This window comes from Mucilaginibacter frigoritolerans (genome assembly GCF_007830615.1).
In the GTDB taxonomy this organism is placed as follows: domain Bacteria; phylum Bacteroidota; class Bacteroidia; order Sphingobacteriales; family Sphingobacteriaceae; genus Mucilaginibacter; species Mucilaginibacter frigoritolerans.
Genome location: NZ_VLLI01000002.1, coordinates 97564 through 120491, shown reverse-complemented (window position 1 = coordinate 120491; position 22928 = coordinate 97564). Strand labels below are relative to the sequence as shown.

General features: G+C 39.8%; 27 protein-coding genes. 9 read left to right on the top strand and 18 right to left on the bottom strand.

Annotated elements, in window-relative coordinates; genetic code table 11:
* Positions 1 to 3: 3 nt before the first annotated feature.
* The gene (locus tag JN11_RS04005; protein WP_144909865.1) at positions 4 to 1701 is read left to right on the top strand and encodes a sodium:solute symporter; all 1698 of its coding nucleotides are present in this window, start codon (positions 4 to 6) and stop codon (positions 1699 to 1701) included.
* A 78-nt stretch (positions 1702 to 1779) separates the two neighbouring features.
* Here the strand turns inward: JN11_RS04005 and JN11_RS04000 are convergent, their stop codons facing one another.
* Entirely contained in the window at positions 1780 to 2127 is a 348-nt protein-coding gene (locus tag JN11_RS04000) for a rhodanese-like domain-containing protein (protein WP_211360640.1), read from the bottom strand.
* A gap of 168 nt (positions 2128 to 2295) precedes the next feature.
* On the opposite strand from JN11_RS04000, the gene JN11_RS03995 reads away from it, so the two are divergent.
* Together JN11_RS03995 and JN11_RS03990 are read left to right on the top strand one after the other, a co-directional pair.
* Entirely contained in the window at positions 2296 to 3186 is an 891-nt protein-coding gene (locus JN11_RS03995; protein WP_144909861.1) for a LysR family transcriptional regulator, read from the top strand.
* Entirely contained in the window at positions 3183 to 3647 is a 465-nt protein-coding gene (locus JN11_RS03990) for a GNAT family N-acetyltransferase (protein WP_144909860.1), read from the top strand. The genes JN11_RS03995 and JN11_RS03990 overlap by 4 nt, the downstream gene beginning before the upstream one ends.
* A gap of 218 nt (positions 3648 to 3865) precedes the next feature.
* Here JN11_RS03990 and JN11_RS03985 read toward each other — a convergent pair whose 3' ends face one another.
* From JN11_RS03985 to JN11_RS03970, 4 genes are all read right to left on the bottom strand, one after another.
* Complete coding sequence (locus JN11_RS03985) at positions 3866 to 4195, bottom strand: YnfA family protein (protein ID WP_144909858.1); 330 nt, start codon at positions 4193 to 4195, stop codon at positions 3866 to 3868.
* Positions 4196 to 4218: 23 nt separating this feature from the next.
* Complete coding sequence (locus tag JN11_RS03980) at positions 4219 to 5064, bottom strand: DUF2911 domain-containing protein (protein WP_144909856.1); 846 nt, start codon at positions 5062 to 5064, stop codon at positions 4219 to 4221.
* A gap of 286 nt (positions 5065 to 5350) precedes the next feature.
* On the bottom strand, positions 5351 to 5851 hold the full coding sequence (locus tag JN11_RS03975; protein WP_144909854.1) for a hypothetical protein: 501 nt from the start codon (positions 5849 to 5851) through the stop codon (positions 5351 to 5353).
* A complete protein-coding gene (locus tag JN11_RS03970) occupies positions 5848 to 6429 on the bottom strand; it encodes an RNA polymerase sigma factor (protein ID WP_144909852.1) in 582 nt (193 codons plus the stop codon). The genes JN11_RS03975 and JN11_RS03970 overlap by 4 nt, the downstream gene beginning before the upstream one ends.
* A 316-nt stretch (positions 6430 to 6745) precedes the next feature.
* On the opposite strand from JN11_RS03970, the gene JN11_RS03965 reads away from it, so the two are divergent.
* Positions 6746 to 7120, top strand: a complete 375-nt coding sequence (locus tag JN11_RS03965; protein WP_144909850.1) for a DUF6249 domain-containing protein — start codon at positions 6746 to 6748, stop codon at positions 7118 to 7120.
* 60 nt (positions 7121 to 7180) lie between these two features.
* On the opposite strand, the gene JN11_RS03960 is transcribed toward JN11_RS03965, so the two are convergent.
* Positions 7181 to 7690 (bottom strand): DinB family protein, encoded by a 510-nt coding sequence (locus tag JN11_RS03960; protein ID WP_144909848.1) that lies wholly within the window; start codon positions 7688 to 7690, stop codon positions 7181 to 7183.
* Positions 7665 to 8882, bottom strand: a complete 1218-nt coding sequence (locus tag JN11_RS03955) for a sensor histidine kinase (protein ID WP_144909846.1) — start codon at positions 8880 to 8882, stop codon at positions 7665 to 7667. The genes JN11_RS03960 and JN11_RS03955 overlap by 26 nt, the downstream gene beginning before the upstream one ends.
* 264 nt (positions 8883 to 9146) lie before the next feature.
* On the opposite strand from JN11_RS03955, the gene gltX reads away from it, so the two are divergent.
* On the top strand, positions 9147 to 10664 hold the full coding sequence (gene gltX / locus JN11_RS03950; RefSeq protein ID WP_144909845.1) for a glutamate--tRNA ligase: 1518 nt from the start codon (positions 9147 to 9149) through the stop codon (positions 10662 to 10664).
* A gap of 114 nt (positions 10665 to 10778) precedes the next feature.
* Here the strand turns inward: gltX and JN11_RS24825 are convergent, their stop codons facing one another.
* A complete protein-coding gene (locus JN11_RS24825) occupies positions 10779 to 10904 on the bottom strand; it encodes a hypothetical protein (RefSeq protein WP_262713255.1) in 126 nt (41 codons plus the stop codon).
* Between the two features lie 94 nt (positions 10905 to 10998).
* Here JN11_RS24825 and JN11_RS03940 point away from each other — a divergent pair, with 94 nt between their 5' ends.
* Complete coding sequence (locus JN11_RS03940) at positions 10999 to 11286, top strand: hypothetical protein (protein ID WP_144909843.1); 288 nt, start codon at positions 10999 to 11001, stop codon at positions 11284 to 11286.
* Between the two features lie 170 nt (positions 11287 to 11456).
* Here the strand turns inward: JN11_RS03940 and nadD are convergent, their stop codons facing one another.
* The 3 genes from nadD to JN11_RS03925 form a co-directional block, all read right to left on the bottom strand.
* A complete protein-coding gene (gene nadD, locus JN11_RS03935) occupies positions 11457 to 12029 on the bottom strand; it encodes a nicotinate (nicotinamide) nucleotide adenylyltransferase (RefSeq protein ID WP_144909841.1) in 573 nt (190 codons plus the stop codon).
* Positions 12030 to 12085: 56 nt separating this feature from the next.
* Positions 12086 to 12667 (bottom strand): guanylate kinase, encoded by a 582-nt coding sequence (gmk, locus tag JN11_RS03930; RefSeq protein WP_144909839.1) that lies wholly within the window; start codon positions 12665 to 12667, stop codon positions 12086 to 12088.
* Between the two features lie 90 nt (positions 12668 to 12757).
* Positions 12758 to 13633, bottom strand: coding sequence for a YicC/YloC family endoribonuclease (locus tag JN11_RS03925; RefSeq protein ID WP_246138938.1), 876 nt, complete (start codon positions 13631 to 13633; stop codon positions 12758 to 12760).
* A gap of 204 nt (positions 13634 to 13837) precedes the next feature.
* On the opposite strand from JN11_RS03925, the gene JN11_RS03920 reads away from it, so the two are divergent.
* Positions 13838 to 14620, top strand: a complete 783-nt coding sequence (locus tag JN11_RS03920; RefSeq protein WP_144909837.1) for a hypothetical protein — start codon at positions 13838 to 13840, stop codon at positions 14618 to 14620.
* Here JN11_RS03920 and rnc read toward each other — a convergent pair whose 3' ends face one another.
* The 3 genes from rnc to JN11_RS03905 are packed head-to-tail and all read right to left on the bottom strand — an operon-like array spanning position 14621 to position 16865.
* Complete coding sequence (rnc, locus tag JN11_RS03915) at positions 14621 to 15346, bottom strand: ribonuclease III (protein ID WP_144909835.1); 726 nt, start codon at positions 15344 to 15346, stop codon at positions 14621 to 14623. It lies immediately after the preceding gene.
* An 8-nt stretch (positions 15347 to 15354) separates the two neighbouring features.
* Positions 15355 to 16608, bottom strand: coding sequence for a beta-ketoacyl-ACP synthase II (fabF, locus tag JN11_RS03910; RefSeq protein ID WP_144909833.1), 1254 nt, complete (start codon positions 16606 to 16608; stop codon positions 15355 to 15357).
* 20 nt (positions 16609 to 16628) lie between these two features.
* The gene (locus JN11_RS03905; RefSeq protein ID WP_031266521.1) at positions 16629 to 16865 is read right to left on the bottom strand and encodes an acyl carrier protein; all 237 of its coding nucleotides are present in this window, start codon (positions 16863 to 16865) and stop codon (positions 16629 to 16631) included.
* Between the two features lie 144 nt (positions 16866 to 17009).
* Here JN11_RS03905 and JN11_RS03900 point away from each other — a divergent pair, with 144 nt between their 5' ends.
* Positions 17010 to 17435, top strand: a complete 426-nt coding sequence (locus JN11_RS03900) for an IPExxxVDY family protein (RefSeq protein WP_246138937.1) — start codon at positions 17010 to 17012, stop codon at positions 17433 to 17435.
* Positions 17436 to 17502: 67 nt separating this feature from the next.
* On the top strand, positions 17503 to 18939 hold the full coding sequence (gene pyk / locus JN11_RS03895) for a pyruvate kinase (RefSeq protein WP_144909831.1): 1437 nt from the start codon (positions 17503 to 17505) through the stop codon (positions 18937 to 18939).
* Positions 18940 to 19272: 333 nt separating this feature from the next.
* Here pyk and JN11_RS03890 read toward each other — a convergent pair whose 3' ends face one another.
* From JN11_RS03890 to JN11_RS03875, 4 genes are all read right to left on the bottom strand, one after another.
* Positions 19273 to 19791, bottom strand: a complete 519-nt coding sequence (locus tag JN11_RS03890; RefSeq protein WP_144909829.1) for a thioredoxin family protein — start codon at positions 19789 to 19791, stop codon at positions 19273 to 19275.
* 68 nt (positions 19792 to 19859) lie between these two features.
* On the bottom strand, positions 19860 to 20645 hold the full coding sequence (trpC, locus tag JN11_RS03885; protein ID WP_144909827.1) for an indole-3-glycerol phosphate synthase TrpC: 786 nt from the start codon (positions 20643 to 20645) through the stop codon (positions 19860 to 19862).
* A 91-nt stretch (positions 20646 to 20736) separates the two neighbouring features.
* On the bottom strand, positions 20737 to 21318 hold the full coding sequence (locus JN11_RS03880; protein WP_144909825.1) for an anthranilate synthase component II: 582 nt from the start codon (positions 21316 to 21318) through the stop codon (positions 20737 to 20739).
* Positions 21319 to 21389: 71 nt separating this feature from the next.
* Positions 21390 to 22799, bottom strand: coding sequence for an anthranilate synthase component I family protein (locus tag JN11_RS03875; protein ID WP_144909823.1), 1410 nt, complete (start codon positions 22797 to 22799; stop codon positions 21390 to 21392).
* Between the last annotated feature and the right edge of the window lie 129 nt (positions 22800 to 22928).

The following is a 22928-nucleotide window of genomic DNA, read 5'->3' as shown; positions in this document are numbered from 1 at the left end:
TAAATGAGCTTAACGGACTGGATAGTTTTAGGCGTTACCCTGCTCACCATCGTGATTTACGGCATATGGAAAAGCGGAAGTAATAAAAACATAGACCAGTACCTGATGGGTGGCCGTTCCCTACCCTGGTACCATGTGGGCCTTTCGGTAATGGCAACGCAGGCCAGTGCTATCACTTTTTTATCGGCTCCCGGCCAGGCTTATTCTGACGGGATGCGCTTTGTACAATTCTATCTTGGCCTTCCGCTGGCCATGATTGTGCTTTGCGTAACCTTTGTGCCTATATTCAGTCGCCTTAAAGTTTATACCGCCTATGAGTTTTTAGAGCAGCGCTTCGATCTTAAAACCAGGGCGCTTACCTCATTTCTTTTCCTGGTGCAACGAGGCTTGTCAACAGGGATCACTATTTATGCGCCATCCATCATTTTATCAACCATATTAAATATCAATACCGTTTTTACCACTTTATTTATTGGTGGGCTGGTAATATTTTATACCGTTTACGGAGGCACCAAGGCAGTATCCTACACACAACTGCTGCAAATGAGCATTATCTTTTTAGGGATGTTTTTTGCGGGATTGTTGGTAGTGGGCCTGTTGCCTAAAGGCGTTGGTTTTGTGCATGCCATTAAACTTGCCGGTAAATTGGGTAAGATGAATGTGATTGACTGGAAGTTTGACCCGAATAACCGCTACAACATTTGGAGCGGATTGATTGGTGGCTTCTTCTTACAGTTATCCTATTTTGGTACAGATCAAAGCCAGGTGGGCCGGTATTTAACCGGAAGCTCCATCGGTCAAAGTCGTTTGGGCCTTATTATGAACGGGTTGGTTAAAATACCCATGCAGTTCCTGATCTTATTGATAGGGATTTTAGTTTTTGCCTTTTACCAATTTAACAGGCCACCTATATTTTTTAATCAGTATGAGGTTAAACAGGTAAAACAAAGTGCTTATGCCGGTCAGTATAATCAACTGGAAAATCAATACGTTGCAGCTTTTGAACAACGAAGAGAAAAGGCGAATGATTTAATAGCCGCAATGGATAGCAAGGATCAGCAAAGAATTGATAAGGCACAATCAGGTTTAAAACTTGCTGATAAACAATCCAGCGACATCCGCGAGAAAGCCATTGGCGTTATGAAGCTTAATAACGATAAGGCTAACCCCGATGATACCAATTATGTATTCCTGAATTTTGTTACTCATTATTTACCCAAAGGATTAATAGGCCTTTTAATAGCCATTATATTTTTGGCGTCGATGGGTTCAACAGCAAGTGCATTAAATTCGCTGGCATCAACATCCATAGTTGATATTTATAAGCGCATTATTAATCCCGGCGCTACAGATAAAAACTACCTTAACGCTTCCAGAATAGCTACTGTTTTTTGGGGAGTAGTATGCGTAGCAATGGCCTTATATGCCAGTAAGGTGGGTAACTTGCTGGAATATGTGAACCAATTGGGCTCTTATATTTACGGCACCATACTTGGCGTTTTTGTGGTAGCTTTTTACTTAAAAAAAATACGGGGCAATTCGGTTTTCATAGCCGCCGTTATTACCGAAATAATTATTTGCCTTATGGGTTATTATAAAGTGGTTGCCTACTTATGGTTGAATGCTATTGGCTGTATTTTGGTTGTTATAATTGCGCTGCTGGTAAATCAGCTGGCCTATTTCCGGCCCAAAACAGCTTGATTTATAAGCTTAAATACTCGGTCAAAAAACAGGCAAAGTCGCCACGTTCCCTGCCTGTTTTTTACTTGTGCCAGTGATTTAGCAGGCGCACTGAATTTGCAGGCCAGCCGTCTGGTGAGTTCCCTCTGTTTCGTAACCGTCAAACTTCCACCATTCAATGCCGCCAATCAGTTCCCGTACATTGAATCCCAATTTAGCCATGTTCAGGGCACCTCTGGTAGAGGCATTACAACCAATACCGTCGCAATAGGTCACATAAATGACGTTTTTGTCGAACCCGGCAGTAGTGTCTGCATTCATTGTCCTGTGCGGAAGGTTAATGGAGCCCGGAATGTGTTCCTTTACAAAGGCAAAGTCCTTTCTTGCATCAATAACCATAATATTTTGTTTGGTTTCCAGGGCATCGAACAGATCCGAAGGGTCCATTTCAAAGGCCAGTTTGTTTTGATAGTGTTGAATTGCTGCTTCCATTTTTTCTTCTTTTTGATGGAGTAAAATTAAGCCCCTGTACCCTTGCTTGCTAATGAGTTCTAAGACAAGTGATCATGCGGATATTTCATATTTTGAATCATGAATAATAGCTTATTTTTGATCATGGAAATAAGACATCTTAGCCTGATTAAGACCATAGCCGAAGAAAAGGGAATCACCAAATCTTTAGGAAAGCTTTTCCTTTCCCAATCGGCGGTAAGTCATCAGCTAAAAGATATTGAGGAAAGGATAGGCGCAAAAATCTTTTATCGCACTAAAAACCAATGGTTGCTAACAGATGAAGGCAAGATCCTGTATGATACTGCAGTTGTGGTGCTGGCCGAACTCAATACAGCTATGGAAAAGGTTAACGATATTCGGGGAGGTCACGCAGGTTCTATTCGGATTAGTACGGAGTGTTATACCAGCTATCATTGGTTGCCGTCTTTTCTTATCAAAATGAATGTCCTTTATCCCAAACTGGAGGTAAAGATCGTTATCGAAGCCACTCATAAACCCCTTGAAAAGCTGCTGCAAAATGAATTGGACGTTGGCATTACATCTGATCCGGCAGAAGATAAAAGTATTAAATATATTGAGCTGTTTAAGGACGAGATTATGGCGGTGGTACACCGTGAAAGCGAACTGGCCCAAAAGAAATTCCTGAGTGCCGAAGATTTCGCAGACCAAACACTCATTATTCATTCTTATCCGCTGGAAACCGTTACCGTATACCAGCATTTCTTAAAGGGGCATAAGGTTCAGCCTAAGCAGATCACTGCTATTCCGCTGACGGAGGTTGCGCTGGAAATGGTCAAATCTGGTATGGGTATCATGACCTTGCCCGGTTGGGCGCTTAAGCCGTTTGTATCCTCACCTGATCTCCGACTTGTAAGGATCAGCCCGCGCGGCTTATCCCGCACACATTACGCGGCCATCAGGCATGAAGATGCCAAAAAGAAATACATTACCGATTTTGTAGACAATCTGCATGAAGAATTAACCAACGGATGAGCAATTACCTGATACGTGAAATACAAGAGAATGACCTGGATGAGCTAATGTTGCTGATAGAAGAACATACTGCTTACGAACAAGCCGTTTATAACGGCGTCGGCAAGAAAGAGCGGTTACAAAAAGAACTGTTCCGCGAGAACAGCCAGCTAAAGTGTTGGGTAATTGAGATAGACAATAAGGTAAACGGCTTCTGTAGCTTTACTTATGATTATTCAACCTGGGATGCAGCCTTCTTTATTTATATGGACTGTTTGTATATCCGGTCTTCTTTTCGTGGTATAGGTATCGGCTCCGTTATCCTGGCCAGATTAAAGGTGTTGGCCGCCGAAAAACAATACGTAAACGTACAATGGCAAACTCCAGACTTTAACGCACCGGCAATAGCCTTCTATAAAAAGAATGGCGCGTTGTCTAAGGATAAAGTGCGGTTTACGCTGTCAGTTGATTCAAAGGAGTAATGTTTTAAAAAAAAATGAGTTGCTGAAATTAATTTGTTCCCGGCAAGGAGCTTAGGTGTGATAATGGCGAAGTTGCCTATTTATGGCTCAATGCTATTGGATGTATTTTGGTAATGATTATTGCTGCATTAATTAATATAATACTTCCCGCAAAGGAAAAAGAACAGTCAATTCCATTAAATGGAAATTAATCTGTTTAATGGAGCTATAATCCGGCACTATTTACGGGGCATGTAAATAATAATACATACGCCCATTAAAGCAACCAGGGCTCCTATAATATCATACTTATCGGGTTTAAAACCATCCACCTTCCAGGCCCACAAAAGCGCCATTACTATAAAGATGCCGCCGTAGGTAGCATATACCCGCCCGAAATTAGCCGTTTGCCAGGTGGCTACAATTCCATAAAGTATTAAAACAAGCCCCCCGATAATGCCATACCAAAGGGGCTTGTCGTTTTTAAGCCATAGCCATATTAAGTATCCGCCCCCTATTTCACATAGCCCGGCTAATATGAATATGGCTAATGATTTGATGATGTTCAATTTTCTTAACAGTTAAATTGAGATCAGCTTCCTGCCTGGTCCAATACAGCCTGGTTAAGGCGTACGTATTCATCATCGTTGTTGGCTTTTGCCAATTTTATACCTTCCTGTGCTGCTGCAATTGCTCCCGGTTTATCGCCCATTCTTAATCGGATACGCGCTTCCCATAGCTTATACCATGTTCCGGGATCTGCCTTTTCGGCCTCTGTAACCCACTCTAATGCCTTATTCATGTCTTTATGGTTTTCATAATAATACTGTATGGCATTAAAATAATAGGGCTTCCTGTTTCCCTTCATCAGCTCATCAATATTGGCCATTATCTGTGCATCATCATCAGTTTGCAGGTGTATGTAGATGGCTGTATGATCCCAAACCAGATGCAAATCAGATGATTGGGTGGTTTCATTCGCAAATTGTATGGTGAAGGTTTCTCTTTTTTCCTCAAGATTAATGGGTTTTACCTTAAAGCGTAAAAAGTCATCAGCCTCTTTATAACTATAGGCGCCCCATTGTTTAACCGTTTTGTTTAAAATAACCGTCCATTCCTCTTTATCAGGGATAGTAAACAGTGAATAAGTACCGGCCGGAACTTTGTTTCCTTCAATAATTACATTTTCGCTAAAGTTAATAGTGGTGGCCGAGTTGGCACCGGTACGCCATACCTGGCCATAAGGATTTATCCCTCCAAAAATAACGCGACCCTTAACATTCGGCCTTGAATAAGTTATGGTGATTTTTCCAAGACCAAAATCCTGAATAATAGTCTGTGTTGAACTTGCCTCCGGAATACGGGGCGCTTGTGCATAAACATTATAGCTAAATCCTCCAAAAAGGATAAGCAACATACTGATAAGGTGTTTTTTCATAAGTTGGTTATTTTACCACTAAGTTATCAATACAGAAAGGATAATTCCAATAAGTACCTATAAAATAAATGGAAAACCGGTATAAAATAAAAGCCCCCTCACACTTGCTGTTTGGGGGCTTTCAACCTAAACCTTATCACAATTGAACTGGCAGATCGCCAGTCTGTAGAGTATTAAACAATTATTATACCAATATTATGAAATGGCACTATTAATTTATTTTAACGTTTTTGTTTTGACATTACATTTACAATAGTACAAGCTTACTGTTGTTTTTGTCATACACTTATTGTATGTCTTTTTGAACTTTTTTGCGGCGCAAATAAGTATCAAAAAGGTATAGCCCCAAAACCACATCAAAAAAGAAAAACACCTGCATTACCGGTTTTGATAAAAAGCTTTTTAAATCGGGTATTTTTAAGTTTGATGCCGGGGCCGCAGGATGACTACCAGTGGGAAGGCTTACATGCGATAATGCGTATACCAGTAACGTTACAATAGTCAATACAAAAAAGGCAGCTATACCCATAATTATCCGGTTATTAATGGCTGCTTTCAAAGGCTGTTGTGCATGCTCTGTACGGATAGCTTCCATTACATTATAAGTGAAGGCCATTGGCGGTTCATCAATCTCCATCGCCATAAATTCTTTATTAAGGCTCATCAGCTCCTGGTATTTAAGCCGGTAAGCTTCATCTTTGGCAATAAGCTCAATGATGGTATTTTGCTCATCAGGTGTGCAATGGCCATCAATGTAGTTCCAAAGTATTTCTTCTATGTTATTCATATCAACTCCTTTGCTTCGTGTTTTAAGTTGCGTTCCAGCTTTTCTTTTAAACGCTGGCGCGCCCTGAATAATTTTACCTTTACTGTATTCGCTTCCATTCCCAGTGCCTGGCCTATTTCTTCTAATGATTGCTCGCCCTGGTAAAACATGGTGATAATGGCTGCATCATCGGGTAAAAGCTGTTCTATAGCCTTGTTCAGATAAAAAGATCTTGATTTATTCTCCGCATTATTTACATCATACCCTGAAACTTTGTTTTCTATCTGGATAAAATTGTTTTCATCATCAATAGAATCAGTATCTACTCGTTTCTTTCGTAAAAATGTCATCGCGGTGGTATAAACAATGCTATACAACCATGTACTGAACTTCGAGTTGCCCTGAAACGACTGTAAAGAGCGGTATGCCTTTATAAAGCAATCCTGAGCAATTTCTTCGGCGTCTTCCCTGGTTTTTGCAAAACGCATAGCCAGAGTAAACACAAAACGCTGATGCCGTTTAACCAGGTCGGCATAAGCCTGCTGATTGCCCGCCAGGGTTTGTTCTATCAATTCTATATCTGAAAGCTTGCTTTGCATTTGTTATAGCTCTCTGACGATGTCTCACCAATTAAGGTTACACCTTTTTATAAAGATAATATTTTTAATGGGCAGATTTCAATGTGCAGTTTGCAGTAAGCAATTCCGAGTGTTCGAAAGATAAAAAAGAGTGACAGCCATATTCGATTTTTGTAAAAAACCTATCTTTCGAACATGCAAACCGCCTACTACTACTGAATCACAAACTTTTTTCACCCAAAGTGTAACCTGTTTTAAAACCATGTGGTCATAGTTTACAAATGCACCATTAGGGTGCTGGTTTTAACTAATTAATTAACAATAAAAAATAAATATTATGGGCGCAGAAGAATTAGGCGTTTTGATTCCAATTTTAGTTCCGATTGGAATGTTTGCAATGATTTTTGGTATAGTTTACCTTACAAAACGCGAAAGAATGGCAATGATTGAACGTGGCATGGACCCCCGCAGATATAAACCACAATCAGCTCCTTTTCAAACCTTAAAATGGGGTTTATTATTAATAGGTGCAGGCACAGGTTTGTTTTTAGCTTATGTTTTGGATCACACACTATTCAGCAAAATGGCAGGAACCGATGACGATGGCAACGTAGCTATCTACTTTGCACTGATTGCAGTATTTGGCGGAGCCGGCCTGTTTTTATCTTACAAGATGGAAAAGAAAGAGGGCGATGACAATAAAGCGGAGTAATTGAAGGTTGCTCAAGTCAGATCGGTTTAAAAACAAAACCAGCTTCATCAACCTTACAATTTACAAATATCTTTCCTTTAAAATTTTTATATGGTACATCTCATGACCTGCTATCATATAAGCAAAAGCTCTTACAGAGACGGGACTGCCGCTGGCAATCCCTTTCCGCATTGATTGCTCTTCACTCATGGACCCGAAAAGATATAGGGTTGACTCACGTACTGTTTTATATTCATTAGCAATATCTTCCAGCGTGCGTAAGTTAAAAGTAGCATTTGCCATATAAACATCCTGATCAAAACCCGGCAACTCAATAGATTCATGCGAAAATGCCAATGCCCTGTATGAATGTACACGTTCGGTATCTATCATATGACCCAAAACCTGTTTAATGGTCCATTTGCCTTCGGCATAGCTATACATCGCCTTGTCAGGGCCTATCTCTTTAAAAAGATTATAAGTAGTATCTTTCTCCCGTTTTAGTATTTCCAGAATGGATTCATTTCCTACCAGATCAACGTACCTGGAGGCATAGGCTGAGTATTCATCGGTTTGGGGTCTGCTTATCATATTTGGTGTTTTTTAATACAATCCTGAAGGTAGTTCCCTTTCCCACTTCCGAGTCGCGTACAAAAATCTGCCCGTTATGGTAATTCTCTACCATCCGCTTGGTTAAGGAGAGTCCCAAGCCCCAGCCACGCTTGCGGGTGGTATACCCGGGTTGAAATACGGTATCAAATTTTGATCGTGGAATGCCTTTTCCAGTATCAGATACGTCGATAAATACCTGTTTTTTTATTTTGTTGCCAGATATTTCTACCGTAATTAGTCCCTTGCCTTCAATGGCGTTAACGGCATTTTTTAACAGATTTTCCAACACCCAGTCAAACAGCGGGACATTTAATCCGGCTTGCATATAAGGGTTACCTCTCATTTCAAAGCTGATGTTTTTACTCACCCTTACCCTAAAGTAGTCAACAAAATCTTTTACTACTTCGTACACTTTATGATCTTCCAGCTGCGGTTTTGAGCCGATTTTTGAAAAACGATCAGCAACTATTTCCAGTCGCTTAACATCATTTTCCATTTCAGCTATCAGGGTATCATCTTCTGCATCATATTTCTCCTTCATCAACTCAATCCATGCCATTAGCGAAGATATAGGAGTACCCAATTGATGGGCGGTTTCTTTAGCCAAACCTACCCAAACCTGGTTCTGTTCAGACTTACGCGATGAGCTGAACGCCGTATAGGCCATCAATAAAAATATAGCAATTACCGAAAGTTGTATGTACGGAAAAAATTTAAGCTGCGTAAGCAGGGGCGAATCTTTATAATATACAAACCAGGGTGTGCCTAAAACGGTAAGCTTTATAGGTTCGTGCTGCTTTTTCATATAAGCCAGTTCCGACTCGAAGTAAGCGGGCTCGTACTTTAGCTTTTTATTGCCTTCGGCAGCCAGTTTAATAAAGGTTTTGCCTACATCCAATCCACGGGATAGCAAGATATCGCCCCTGTCATCCGTAACTATAGCCGGTACGGTTGAGCTATCGCGAACAGCAAAAACATAATTTAAAAAATCGTTATCGTCCGAAGCCAGCACCTGTTTCATACTCATGGCCCAAACCTGGGCACGCGTACGTTCAGAGCGGGCTATATTGCGTACCAGGTAATTGGTGTACAATAAAGAGCCACTGGCAATAACCAATGCAAAAGTAAGCAGCGAGTATTTCCAGCGCTTCTTCTGTTGATATGGATTCATGCTTTTTAGAGAGCCGAAAGCAGGGAAAGTAAGAAGTTTCTGAAACCGGCCGCCAGAAGTCCGTATGTTAATTTGATTCTTTGACAAATGAACTGCTAATAATTTGCCCAAAATACGGAAAAAGTTATGAAAGTTTGGGAATCAAATATTACCATTCGTAGCAATGGGTTTTAAACCCATTGCTATAGAAAACAGGCTCGCAATTGGTCTTTACTGTCTTTGTCCGCTTTCGGACTAAAAAACAAACCCTATCTTTGCCCCATTATGTCTGATAAAAAAGTTAGAGTAAGATTTGCACCGAGTCCTACAGGTGGTTTACACCTGGGTGGTGTACGTACTGTATTGTTTAATTACCTGTTTGCCAAAAAACATCACGGCGATTTTGTTTTAAGGATAGAAGATACCGACCAAACCCGGTACGTTGAAGGTGCCGAAGAATATATTTTAGACTGTTTAAAATGGTGCGGACTTACACCTGATGAAAGCCCTGTTGCCGGAGGGCCTTATGCGCCATACCGCCAGAGCGAGCGTAAATCTATGTACCGCAAATATGCTGAGCAATTGGTAGGGCAAGGACATGCTTATTATGCCTTTGATACCCCGGAAGAACTGGACAAGAACCGTAAAGAAATCCCTAATTTTCAATATGGGCTGGCTTACCGCGATGGCTTACGTAACTCGTTATCATTAAGTACGCACCAGGTTGCTGAACTATTAGATGCCGGAACGCCGCATGTTATCCGCATTAAAATGCCGGAGGATGAAAAGGTGAGCTTTAATGACCTGATTCGCGGCCATGTAAGTTTTGAAACCAACCAGGTAGACGATAAAGTTTTATTGAAGGCAGATGGTATGCCTACTTATCATTTAGCCGTAGTGGTAGATGACTACCTGATGAAAATTACACATGCTTTCAGAGGTGAAGAGTGGTTGCCATCAGCCCCGGTGCATTTGTTGTTGTGGGAATATTTGGGTTGGAAAGCTGATATGCCTCAATGGGCACATTTACCGTTGATATTAAAACCTGATGGTCATGGTAAACTAAGCAAACGCGATGGCGCACGCCTGGGTTTTCCGGTTTATGCCATGAACTGGTTTGATGCCAAAACAGGCGAGTTAACTCCCGGTTTCCGCGAGCTTGGTTTTTTACCCGAAGCATTTTTAAACCTGCTGGCTACCCTGGGCTGGAACGATGGTACCGATCAGGAAATTTTTACGCTGGATGAACTGATAGAAAAGTTCTCCCTCGATCGTGTGAGTAAAGCGGGTGCTAAATTTGATTTTGAAAAAGCCAAGTGGTTTAATGCCGAATGGATAAAGAGATCTGAAGCCGGAAGCTTGAAGGCCGAAGTAAAAAAGGTTTTGGAGGATAAGGGAGTAGTTGTAGCTGATGAAGATTATTTGCTGCAAGTAATTGACCAGATAAAGGACCGCTGTGTTTTAATGCCCGATTTTTACCAGCAGTCCGCATACTTTTTTGAACTGCCTAAAGAATATGATATAAATGCTGTTAAACCTAAATGGACCGATGCCAAAACGGCATTTTTTAATGAGCTGGTCATCGGATTGGATGCTGTTGCCTGGCAGGCACATGATCTGGAAGCTACTTTTAAGGCGCTTGCAGAAGAAAAAGCTATTAAAGTTGGTGAGTTGATGTTACCTTTTCGCATTATGCTGGTAGGCGGTAAGTTTGGACCCCATGTTTTTGATATTGCCCAATTACTAGGTAAAGAAGAAACCATTAAACGTATAAAAACAGCATTGACCGTATTTACTGCTTAATGAATTTTATTATATAGATAAAATACAAAAGGCTACCATTTCGGTAGCCTTTTGTATTTTGAAAGAGATTGTCTTGCTCTTTTATTTATATGAATTTCAAGGGCAGTTGATTACCTACCGGTAAAGATTTTTATTCTCAATAAATTCAAGCACCACGTCAGGAACAAAATACTGCACATTTTTCTTTTTGGCGATAGACTGTCGTATAAAAGTGGCAGAAAGCTCCATCATAGGCGTCATGGTAATGGTTAACGATGGATGGGTTTACGTATTATTAGGGAGTACTACTTATATTTATAACGTTTATGCATACTGTCAAAAAAATAAATACCTAATGAAAACTTTAGCCGAATTTAAAAAATCATTGAATTTAGACCAGCCCCTTAGCGAATTCTCTGTGCAGTTAAAAAGCCTTTGGTATGATGGTAAAGGTGACTGGCATCAAGCGCACGCCCAAGTTGATCATCTGGGAGATCAGGAGTCGGCATTGGTTCACGCCTATTTGCATCGTAAAGAAGGCGATATTGGGAATGCTGATTATTGGTATAGCAAAGCACGGCAAATACGCCCAAACCTATCTTTGGGAGAGGAGTGGGAACAGTTGGTATTGAAGTTTTTATGATGAATAAACATTAGCTTGTAAGGAACAGAAATTCCGAAGTGTTACCTTAAAGCGCCATTGTTGGTATTGTCACTAATAAACCGTGGGGCTTATACGTCATACACGCTCTACGTTACCCGTTGGTGACAACATTAACGGGACGTAGATTATATCAACTCATCCACAAAACCTTACCTATAAAGATTCTTATTCTCGATAAATTCAAGTACCGCGTCAGGAACAAAATACTGCACGTTTTTCTTTTTGGCGATAGACTGCCGTATAAAAGTAGCAGAAAGCTCCATCATAGGCGTCATAGTAATGGTTACTGATGGATGGGTTGCCAGCTCTGTATTTTCATATCCGGGGCGGGGGTAAACAAATATCTGGTAGTCACGCAATATCAATTTATAGTTTTTCCATTTGGGTAATGATACCAGGTTATCAGAGCCCATAATCAGCGAAAATTCATGCTGCGGATATTTTTCCTTTAAGTGGGTCAGGGTATCAATGGTGTAGGAAGGCTGTGGCAGTTTTAGTTCAACATCACTTACTTCCAGCTTAATTGAATTATCGGTAGCCAGCTTAGCCATTTCCAGGCGATCATAAGTGTTAATTAAGTCTCCGTATTTTTTTAACGGATTTTGGGGTGATACTACCAACCAAACTTTATCGAGGGTGGTGTAATTGGCCATGTAATTAGCAATAATTAAATGGCCAACGTGTATAGGATTAAATGAACCGAATAATAGTCCTATTTTCATTAGTTTACGGTTTGCCCCCCAGCCCCCTAAAGGGGGAGCGTTTTAATTATCCCCCTTTAGGGGGTTTGGGGGTTAAGAAAATTATTTACCAAATCTTCTGCTTCTTTGCATGCCGTTTGAAGATCGTAATTTTTTAGGATAATATCAAACTGCGGGGCATAGTTCAACTCTTTTTCAGCTTTTATAAAGCGTTCCTTTAGTTTCTCTTCGCTATCGGTGCCCCTGCCGGTTAATCGTTCAATAAGCACCTCTAATGATGGTGGCTGAACAAAGATGGCCAATGCTTGTCCGTCATATTTACGTTTCAGGTGCATGCCACCTTCCACATCAATATCAAATATCACTGTTTTGCCCTTTTGCCATATCCGTTCAATTTCGGTACGGAGGGTTCCGTAAAAGGTACCGGTATAAACCTCTTCAAATTCAACAAATTGCTTTTTAGCAATGCGGTGCAAAAATTCTTCCTTACTTATAAAATAATAGTCTTTACCATTTTGTTCATCACCGCGCGCGGGCCTGGTAGTAGCCGAAATAGAAAATTCCAGATCAGGTATTTTACCAAGTAAATGATGTACTATGGTTGTTTTACCTGCTCCTGATGGGGCCGAAAATATAATGAGTTTGCCTTCTTTGGTCATTCGTTCATTAAGTCACTAGTTCATTGGTGCATTTGCGGGATAGTTCTTCAGCATGTTACTAATGAACTAGTGAACAAATGAACCAATAAACTATAATACATTTAATAGTTGTTCTTTTATTTTCTCCAGCTCTTCCTTCATCCCTACCACCAGTTTCTGGATATTGGCATCATTTGCTTTTGATCCCAGGGTGTTTATTTCCCGGCCTATTTCCTGCGAAATAAAACCAAGCTTTTTACCGTTTGCATCATCATTACCCAATGTTTCAATAAAATAGTTGCAATGGGCCTTTAAGCGGATTTTTTCTTCAGTAATATCAAGCTTGTCGATATAGTAAATTAATTCCTGCTCAAAACGGTTCTGATCTATTACTTCCCTGCCAACAGCGTCGCTTAAAAATTGATTTAATCTTTCCTTTATTACCGGAACACGTTTTGGCTCTTCTATTTCAACCAGTTCCAGGTTTTTAAGGATGATGCCTATGCGATATTTTACATCCTGTTCCAGTACATTGCCTTCATCACTTCTGAATTTCTGGAAAGCGGCCATTGCCTGTTTAAAAGTGTTTTCAACAACTTTCCATTCTTCTTCCGATACCGTTTCTTCATCGTATTTCACTACTTCAGGTAAGCCCAAAGCCAGTTGCAATAGATTACTGGTAGGCTCGTTTAGATCTGCGCTAACAGATTTTAGTTGTTCAAAATAGTGTTTAAGCAGCTCTTTATCTATTCCGGCAGCATTTACGGTAGAACTGGCTTTTTCAACATTTATAGAAAGATTTACCTTGCCGCGCTCAATCTGCTTGCTGCAATCATTACGTAACTGAAACTCTTTTTCCGAAAAAGCTTTAGGCAAACGTAACGACAACTCCAAAAATTTGCTGTTAAGTGATTTTAACTCAACAGTATATTTTGTACTGCCCGAGTCAAAGCTGGCGATCCCATAGCCGGTCATGGATTTTATCATGTGCAAAGATAGGTTTTTAGTCCGAAAGTCGGTAAAGTACACAAGCCGGCGGGGCAATATGACATTTTATTAAACGTTTAATTCTAAAAAAAGCGATTCCGGAAATTCACTGACTTCCGTACTTCCCCTGACTCTACCAACTTTAACATTTTTTTACACTTGCTGTCAAATAGTATTTTTAAGTTTACGTTTTGTATAATTTCCATGCGCCATAGGTATATTTTAGTCATATTAACCATATTTTGCTTTACATTAAGGCTATCGGCGCAGCAGGTTTTTACTGTAAGAGGTGTAACATCCAGAAATTTAAGTGGTGTGAGGATAGCCCAGGTTATCATCACTAATTTAAAAACAAAGGATATAATGGAAAGTGATGAACTGGGCTGGTTTTCTATAAAGGCATCTATTGGCGATACTTTGCAGTTTACCAAACTGAACTTTGTGACCCAAAAAATTGCCATTGTTAATACCGGTGATATTCCTGTTTTTATGGAGCCACTGATCACACTTGACCAGGTAACGGTAAAAGGGCAAACCAAAAAGCAGGAATTGAGTGACGTAATGGCTGATTATAGAAAGCAGGGAACTTTTTATGACGGAAAGCCAACCGCTTTATCGTTTCTTTCATCGCCCATAACCGGATTATATGAGCTTTTTGGAGCAACGCCCGGTAGGGCACGTCGTTTTGCAGCCAATTCAAAATCTGAGCTGGAATATGCTGAAGTACAAAGAAGATACAATATTGGACTGGTAAAAAGGGTAACCAATACGACCGATACCGTGGCGAAAAAGTTTATGGAGTATTACACACCATCGTATGAAGATCTAAAGGAATGGAATGATTACGAGCTTATTAAGCATATTCATTTGAATTACGATTTTTACGATAAAACAAAAGATAAGGATAATTTACGGAAGAGCGTACTGCCGCCATTGGTTAAACCGGGTAGCAAGCAGGATCCGGTTGATCTGTCAAAAGATCAATAATTATATTCCTAAAGATTCACAGGCCTTTTCGGCAGCTAGTTTTTCAGCATTCTTTTTGCTGAATTCTTTTCCAAGCCCCATTACTTCGCCATCAATAATGGCTTGTACGGTAAATAATTTAATGTTCTCACCCTCTTCGTTGCTCACCAAATCAAAAGCTACATCTTTGCTATGGCGCTGGCACCATTCAATTAATTTGCTTTTAAAATTGGTTTCTGTTTGCTCAAGGGTATGAATATCAACATGCGATTTGATAATATGGTTCACCAAAAAATTACGCGTAAAATCATAACCTTTATCCAGGTAAACGGCACCAACAAGTGCTTCAAATGCATCGCCCAATAATGATCCCTGGCGGGATGAATTAAGCATGCGGCTATCGTACTCAATCAGTTTATCAAAGCCAAGCTTACGGGCAAGCTGATTAAGGTTTACACGGCTTACAATTTTTGATCGCAATTCCGTTAAAAACCCCTCATCCTCATACGGATAAAGCTTAAAAAGCACTTCAGCAACTACACTGCCTAATACAGCATCACCTAAAAACTCCAATCGCTCATTACTGTTTTTTACCCCTTTTTTTACATTTTGGGCAACAGATTTATGGCGAAAAGCCATCCGGTATAAAGACAAATTGCCCGGTACGAAACCGAGCAAATTCTTTAAAACCTTGACATATTTTCTATTAGGCGATATGTATAGCTTGTAAAAACGACTTATGGGCATCCAGTTGTTTATTCTTCGTACTTTTTAAATATTACAGAAGCATTGTGTCCGCCAAATCCAAAGCCATTACTTTGAGCAATGTTTACCACACGTTTTTGAGCCTTGTTAAAGGTGAAATTTATTTTCGGATCAAAAGCCGGATCATCAGTAAAGTGATTAATTGTTGGTGGAACAATGTCATTTTTTAAAGCTAATATGGCTGCAATGGCTTCAACTGCACCTGCGGCACCTAATAAGTGTCCGGTCATTGATTTGGTTGAGCTGATATTTATACGATAAATATCATCGCCAAAAACATCTTGAATAGCTTTAATTTCCTGAGGGTCACCAATTGGGGTTGATGTTCCGTGAACATTTACATAATCAATGTCTGAAGCTGAAATTCCGGCATCCTCAAGGGCCGCTTTCATTACCAGTGCTGCACCAAGACCATCAGGATGCGGAGCTGTCATGTGGTAAGCATCGGCACTCATGCCGCCGCCAATCATTTCAGCATAAATTTTTGCACCACGGGCCTTTGCGTGCTCCAGTTCTTCCAGAATAATGGTACCAGCACCTTCACCAGCCACAAAACCATCACGATCCAGATCAAACGGGCGTGATGCCGTTGCCGGATCATCATTGCGGGTTGACAGGGCGTGCATAGCATTAAAGCCGCCAATACCTGCCTCATTAATAATAGCTTCAGAACCGCCGCTTATAAACATATTAGCCTTACCCAAACGGATATAGTTAAATGAATCAATAAGCGAATTGTTTGATGAAGCACAGGCAGACACGGTTGAAAAGTTTGGTCCACGCAATCCGTATTTAATAGAGATATGACCAGGGGCAATATCAGCAATCATTTTAGGGATAAAAAACGGATTAAAACGCGGGGTACCATCGCCTTTGGCAAAGTTAACCACCTCATCTAAAAATGTTTTTAACCCTCCGATTCCTGAACCCCAGATAACACCAATACGGCTGGTATCCAGTAAGTCGAAATTTAATCCTGCGTCTTTTACAGCTTCTTCTGTTGAGAATAAGGCGTATTGAACAAAGGGGTCAAGTTTTCTGGCATCTTTTCGGCCCAAAAAGGCATCAGCATCGAAGTTCTTTACTTCGCATGCAAACTTAGTTTTGAACTTTTCGGTATCAAAACTTTTAATTAAGGCAGCGCCACTCACACCATTTATCAACGAGTTCCAATATTCAGGAACGGTATTGCCAATTGGGGTGAGTGCTCCAAGCCCGGTTACAACAACTCTTCTAAACTCCATTTAATAGCGTTGGGGAGTTCTTATTTAACGTTTTTTTCAAGGTAAGCAACTGCTTGACCTACAGTGCCAATAGTTTCGGCCTGGTCATCAGGAATAGCTACGTTAAATTCTTTTTCAAACTCCATGATTAATTCCACGGTGTCTAACGAGTCAGCACCAAGATCGTTGGTGAAGCTAGCTTCGGGTGTAACTTCACTTTCGTCAACACCTAATTTTTCTACGATAATAGCTTTTACTCTTGAAGCGATATCAGACATAACTGTATAGTTTTAATGATTAATAAAAATTCTGTGCAAAGAAAAATAAATTCTGTTAAATATCAAATCTAAAAACTTTTGTATAATGTGCAACAATATTTTATTGCAAGAGTTTCGATTTGTATTTTTACCGCCGCAAAAGTAATGATTTTGAACAGGAAATTCTTAAAGTTTGAGATCGATCTTGATTTTGTTTTGATCGCGGTGACAACTTCTTTAAAAGATTACCGCATTTGCTATCTTATTAACAAAGGTTTAAACTTTAATTTTGTTAAAATTTCCGATCTTTCTGTTGATATTTACCCCGGCGGCAATCATGTTTTGTTCTCATTATACCATTATAATTGGGAAACTACAGAAACCGATTTTTATTTTATCAGTAATAAAGGCTCTGAGGGCTATTTAGTGCCCGAAATGAAAAAAGCTGATTATTTTTTAATGATAAAAAATTATATAGACGAAAATGACCTTGATAATCTGATAACAAGCCTCAATAAAATACCTGAAATTGTAACAGCTGTAAAGATTGATCCAAAAAAAATTAAATCACGCGAAAATCTATTATTTTAGCGCAAAATTTTTTGAGTGTTATCGTTACACTATTGTAGCCAGATAAGCCTGTTTTAACAAAAAAAATATGAAATTATATTATAATCGAACCAAGATTGTTGCCACAATGGGGCCTGCATCAGCTAAAAAAGAAGTTTTATTAGAGATGATCAGAGCCGGCGTTAACATTTGCCGTCTTAATTTTTCGCATGGAAAAGCTCAGGACCACAAAGCTGTTATTGACACCATCCGCGAGATTAATGCAGAGTACAAAACCAATGTTGGCATACTTGCCGACTTACAGGGCCCTAAAATTCGTATCGGCCTGGTAAAAGACGGAGGCATTCACCTGGTTAACGGAACCCGCATTAATATAACTACTCATGAGTTAATTGGTGATGACAATCAGATTTACATTACTTATGAAACTTTCCCTCAGGATGTACAGCCAAATGAAATTATTTTGCTGGATGATGGAAAAATTCAAATGAAAGTTATTGAAACAAACCGTGTTGATACTGTAGTTTGTGAAGTAATGCACGGTGGTATCTTAACATCACGTAAAGGCGTTAACCTGCCAAACACTAAAGTTTCTATCCCTAGTTTAACTGAAGAAGATTTAGTGAACCTGCAATATGCATTGGAGTGGGATGTAGATTGGATCGGTCTTTCATTTGTACGTACCGGCGAAGATATTTTAGATTTAAAGCGTATTATAGCTGAAAGCGGTAAAGCTGCCAAAGTAATTGCTAAAGTGGAGAAACCTGAAGCAATTGATAACATTGATGCCATTATTGCTGCTACTGATGGTGTAATGGTTGCCCGTGGTGACCTGGGTGTTGAAATGCCATTGGAAGAAGTTCCTCTTTTACAAAAAATGATTGCCCGCAAATGTCGCGAGGCTTCAAAACCGGTAATTGTAGCTACTCAGATGCTGGAATCAATGATCACTACCCCGCGCCCAACCCGTGCTGAGGTAAATGACGTTGCTAACTCGGTATTAGACGGTGCTGACGCAGTAATGCTTAGCGGCGAAACTTCAGTTGGTGAGTTTCCGGTAATTGTTATTGAAACAATGGCTAAAATTGTTCGTAACGTAGAAGAATTAGGTTATCCATATAATGCAAATAAAGAAAGCAATACAGATACAGCTTCTCCTGATTATTTGATTGATGCGGTTTGCGGATCAGCAGTGTATTTGGCTGAACACACCAATGCATCAGGTATTGTTTCTATGACCAGAACCGGTTATACTGCTTTTGAAATATCAAGCTACAGGCCAAAGGCACATACTTATATCTTTACATCAAACAAGCACTTGTTAAATGCATTGAGCCTGCTTTGGGGAGTAAAAACTTTCTATTATGATCAACTGGAAAGTACTGATCAAACCATCAGCGATGTAAATAACATATTAAAAGCTGAAAATTTAATTCAGACTGGCGATGTAGTAATCAATACTGCTTCAGTGCCAATTTCAAAACAAGGCAAAACCAACATGTTGAAGGTTACTGTTATTGAATAATGGTTGGTTGGGTTGATTAAGAGAGTGGTTGATTAGGTTTTAAAATCTCCAGCTACTCACTTAATCAACCTAATAAACTAAATCAACCAAACCTAATATACTCCCGCCACACAAACCTTCATAAATAGTTTATCCAGGTTGGCAAAATAATAATCCCAATAAATTCTTAAAATCCTCATAGCCGTAAATTTTGTCAATCTCTTTCTTAATAAGACTATAAAAACGACCCAATAGTTTAATTATTGTTTTTTGACGCTGATAGCGCCTCACGCTATTTTATTTTTTACCTATAAGGCAATATTATAATTCCGGATTTAGAATATTCTTACCAGATTATTTGGAAGCCTGATACGATTTTGGATCAATAGCCGCAGGCGACCAATCTTTAAAAAACTCCATTACTTTGTCTTTACTATGCCCTTTGCCTTCTTCCAGATAGCCCGAATTTTGGGTATGGATACGATTGCCTTTATCGTCAAGTACAATAAATACCGGGAATCCAAAACGTTGCGGGTATCCCAGTTCGGCCAGCAATTTTTCGTTCGTGTTTTCTTTACTGTAGTTAACATGTAACACTACAAAATTATCACGCAGGTATTTATTTAAGTCAGGATCTTTGGTAACCAAATCATTAAACCTGATGCACCAAATGCACCAATTACCTCCAATTTGAAGTAATACGTTTTTATGTTCGGCAGATGCTTTTTTTACTGCATCAGCAATTTCAGTCTTTGCATCGGCAGCAGGGTTATATAATTTAGCCGTATCGGTAGGCTTAATGGCTACAGCATTTTGAGCTTTTGCACCAATACCAATAACTAAAAGGGCGGCTATAAAAATGATTTTTTTCATTTATAAATAATTATGAGTTTGTTTTATACATACGCAGGTTAATTCCTGCATCTATAAATATAAAAAAATTATTTTAGCTCATTAACAAAATCCCTTATTGCTTTGCCGGGATCTTCCTGTTTCATAAAGTTTTCACCAATTAAAAATCCTTGGAAACCAGCTGTTTTTAATTGTTTAATGGTTTCAGGATGGCTGATGGCGCTCTCTGAGATCTTTAAAAATTCTGTGGGGATATGTGGCGCCAACTGGTATGATGTCTCCACTGAGACCGTAAAATCGGCCAGGTTGCGGTTGTTTACGCCTATTGCATCAAGATTGGGATTAATACTTCTTTGCAGTTCTTCCAGATTGTGCACTTCCAGCAATACATTGAGGCCCAAACTTTTTGCAAGTGAAGCCAGTGTTTGTATTTCAGCAGGAGTAAGGATAGCCGCAATCAATAAAATAATATCAGCACCTAATGATTTTGCCTCAATAATCTGGTATTCATCAATCATAAAATCTTTGCGCAAAACCGGGATAGTATTGGCCAGGCGTGCAGCTATGAGGTCGGCTTTTTTACCCATAAAAAAGTCTTTATCCGTTAGTACAGATAGTGCCGAAGCCCCGGCATCAGCATAGGCATTGGTTACGGTTTTAACGCTTACCTTATCATTAATGATACCCTTTGACGGCGATTTACGCTTAAATTCTGCAATGATGCCTGTTCTGGCCGGATCAAGCAAAAAATCTTTAAATGAATAGCATTCCCTGTTGAAAAAATCAGATTCTTCCAGCTTGGTATATGAGGTACGGCTTTTGGCGCTATGTACTTCCTTTTTTTTATTGATAACTATTTTATCAAGTATGTTCATTTTTTTAAGTCCATGGTCCATGGTCAATAGTCCATAGCCGGACTTTTACCATAAATCTAAATTAAATACATTATTTATAAATGAGCAGTATTTAACTGTTTAACCAGTTCTGCATCATTTCTTTTCCAAACTCGGTCAATACCGACTCAGGGTGAAACTGCACCCCTCTTACATCAAACTGTTTATGTTTTAATGCCATGGCAGAGTTATCTGCTTCGTCAATAGCCGTAACTTCCAGTACATTGGGTATTGCTTTTTCATCAACTACCCATGAGTGATAGCGCCCAACCTTAAAGCTTTCAGGTAAACCTGCAAAAAGTCTTTCGCTTTTGTCGGTAACCTTTATCGGCGTAGCTATGCCATGCATAGGCTGATTTAAATTATATAGTTTGCCACCAAAAACCTCGGCAATAGCCTGTTGGCCCAAACAAACACCAAAAATACTTTTTGTTGGCGAATATTTTTCAATTACCTCCAGCAATAAGCCGGCCTCTGAAGGTATCCCTGGTCCTGGTGAAAGAATAATGCGGTCAAAAGCGTCAATATCGCCTATTGAAAACTTATCATTGCGCCATACCTCGCATTGCATCCCTATTTCGTTAACCAGGTGCACCAGGTTATAAGTAAAGGAATCGTAATTGTCTATAATTAATATTTTATCGTTCTTGCTCATTGTGTCAAAATTAATAGTTTATCAAACGGATATGTCCGCTGCCAACTGCCCACTAAAAACAGCCAACTGAATTACAGTTCCTCTGCCAGTTCAATTGCTTTTCTTAGTGCCGCTATTTTATTGTCAACTTCTTTTAATTCGCTTTCAGGTACCGATCCGGCTACAATTCCGGCCCCGGCCTGGTAATGCAGCGTATTGTTTTTACTTAAAAATGAGCGGATCATTATGGCATGGTTAAAATCGCCATTGAAACCTAAAAAGCCGATAGCTCCGCTGTAAAAGCTGCGTTTTGTTTTTTCATTTTGGTCGATGATTTCCATAGCGCGGTATTTGGGAGCACCACTCAATGTGCCTGCCGGATAAGTATCCGCTACAACCTTAAAGGATGAAACTCCCGGAAGTAATTTGCCGCTTACGTGCGATACCAGATGGATAAGGTGAGAGTAATACTGCACTTCTTTAAATGCTTTTACCTGTACCTGGCCACAGTGCCTGCTCAAGTCATTACGGGCCAAATCAACCAGCATTACATGCTCTGCTGATTCTTTGGGATCATTTTCCAGCTCGCGGGCTATTTCTGCGTCTTTTACATCGTCGCCGCTGCGTTTAAAGGTACCCGCTATCGGGAAAATATTGGCAACTTCATTTTTAACGGTGATCTGCGCCTCTGGCGATGAACCGAAAATTCTGAAATCGCCATAGTCAAAATAAAACAGATAAGGGGATGGGTTGATAGAACGCAACGCCCGGTAAACATTAAACTCATCGCCCAAAAACTTGCGCGAAAAGCCCCTTGAAGGAACAATCTGAAATACATCACCCCTGTAAATATGCTGCTTCATTTTTTCAACTACAGCAATAAATTCTTCATTGGTTAGGTTGGATTGTTCTTCGCCCTGGCTCTCAAAACTATATTCGGGGAAGTTTTTATTCTTAATCAGGTCGGCCAGTCTGTCTAAGCCGTGTTTCTCCGTTTCGCCTTCGGGCTGGTTATGGAAAATATAAAGCTCATTTTTAAAGTGATCTATCGCAATAATGTAGCGGTAAATATTATACTGCATTACCGGGATCTTGCGGCTCTGGTCATCACTTTTTTTAAGGCGGATGGTTTCGAAATGTTCAACTGCTTCATGTGTAAAATAACCAAATAATCCGTTCGATATTATTTTTGAAGGATTGGCGGTTGTATCAAAGCTGCCAATAAAGTTATTGATCTGGGTAATGAGATCAAACTCCCCGGCTGCATAGCTTTCTTCGGCCCCATCCGGGTAGCTTAATTTAAAAATGCCATCATTAAGCAGTAAACCGGCTATTGGCTCACAGCAAACATAGCTCATGCTGTTTTCGCGGCTATGGTAGTCTGAGCTCTCCAGCAACAGCGAATTTGGGAATACATCCCTTAGCCTAAGATAAATGCTAACCGGTGTGGTGGTGTCAGCCAGCAGCTTTTTATGGGTGGTTACAATTTTATATTTTTTCATATCCTTTAAAAACATCTTTAAAACAAAAAAACCCGACGAATGAGGTTCGCCGGGTTTCCTATCTAGGTTTACAATTGATTAGTCTTTCAGATCAAATATATCTCCGGCTGCCAAATTTAATTGGTGCCA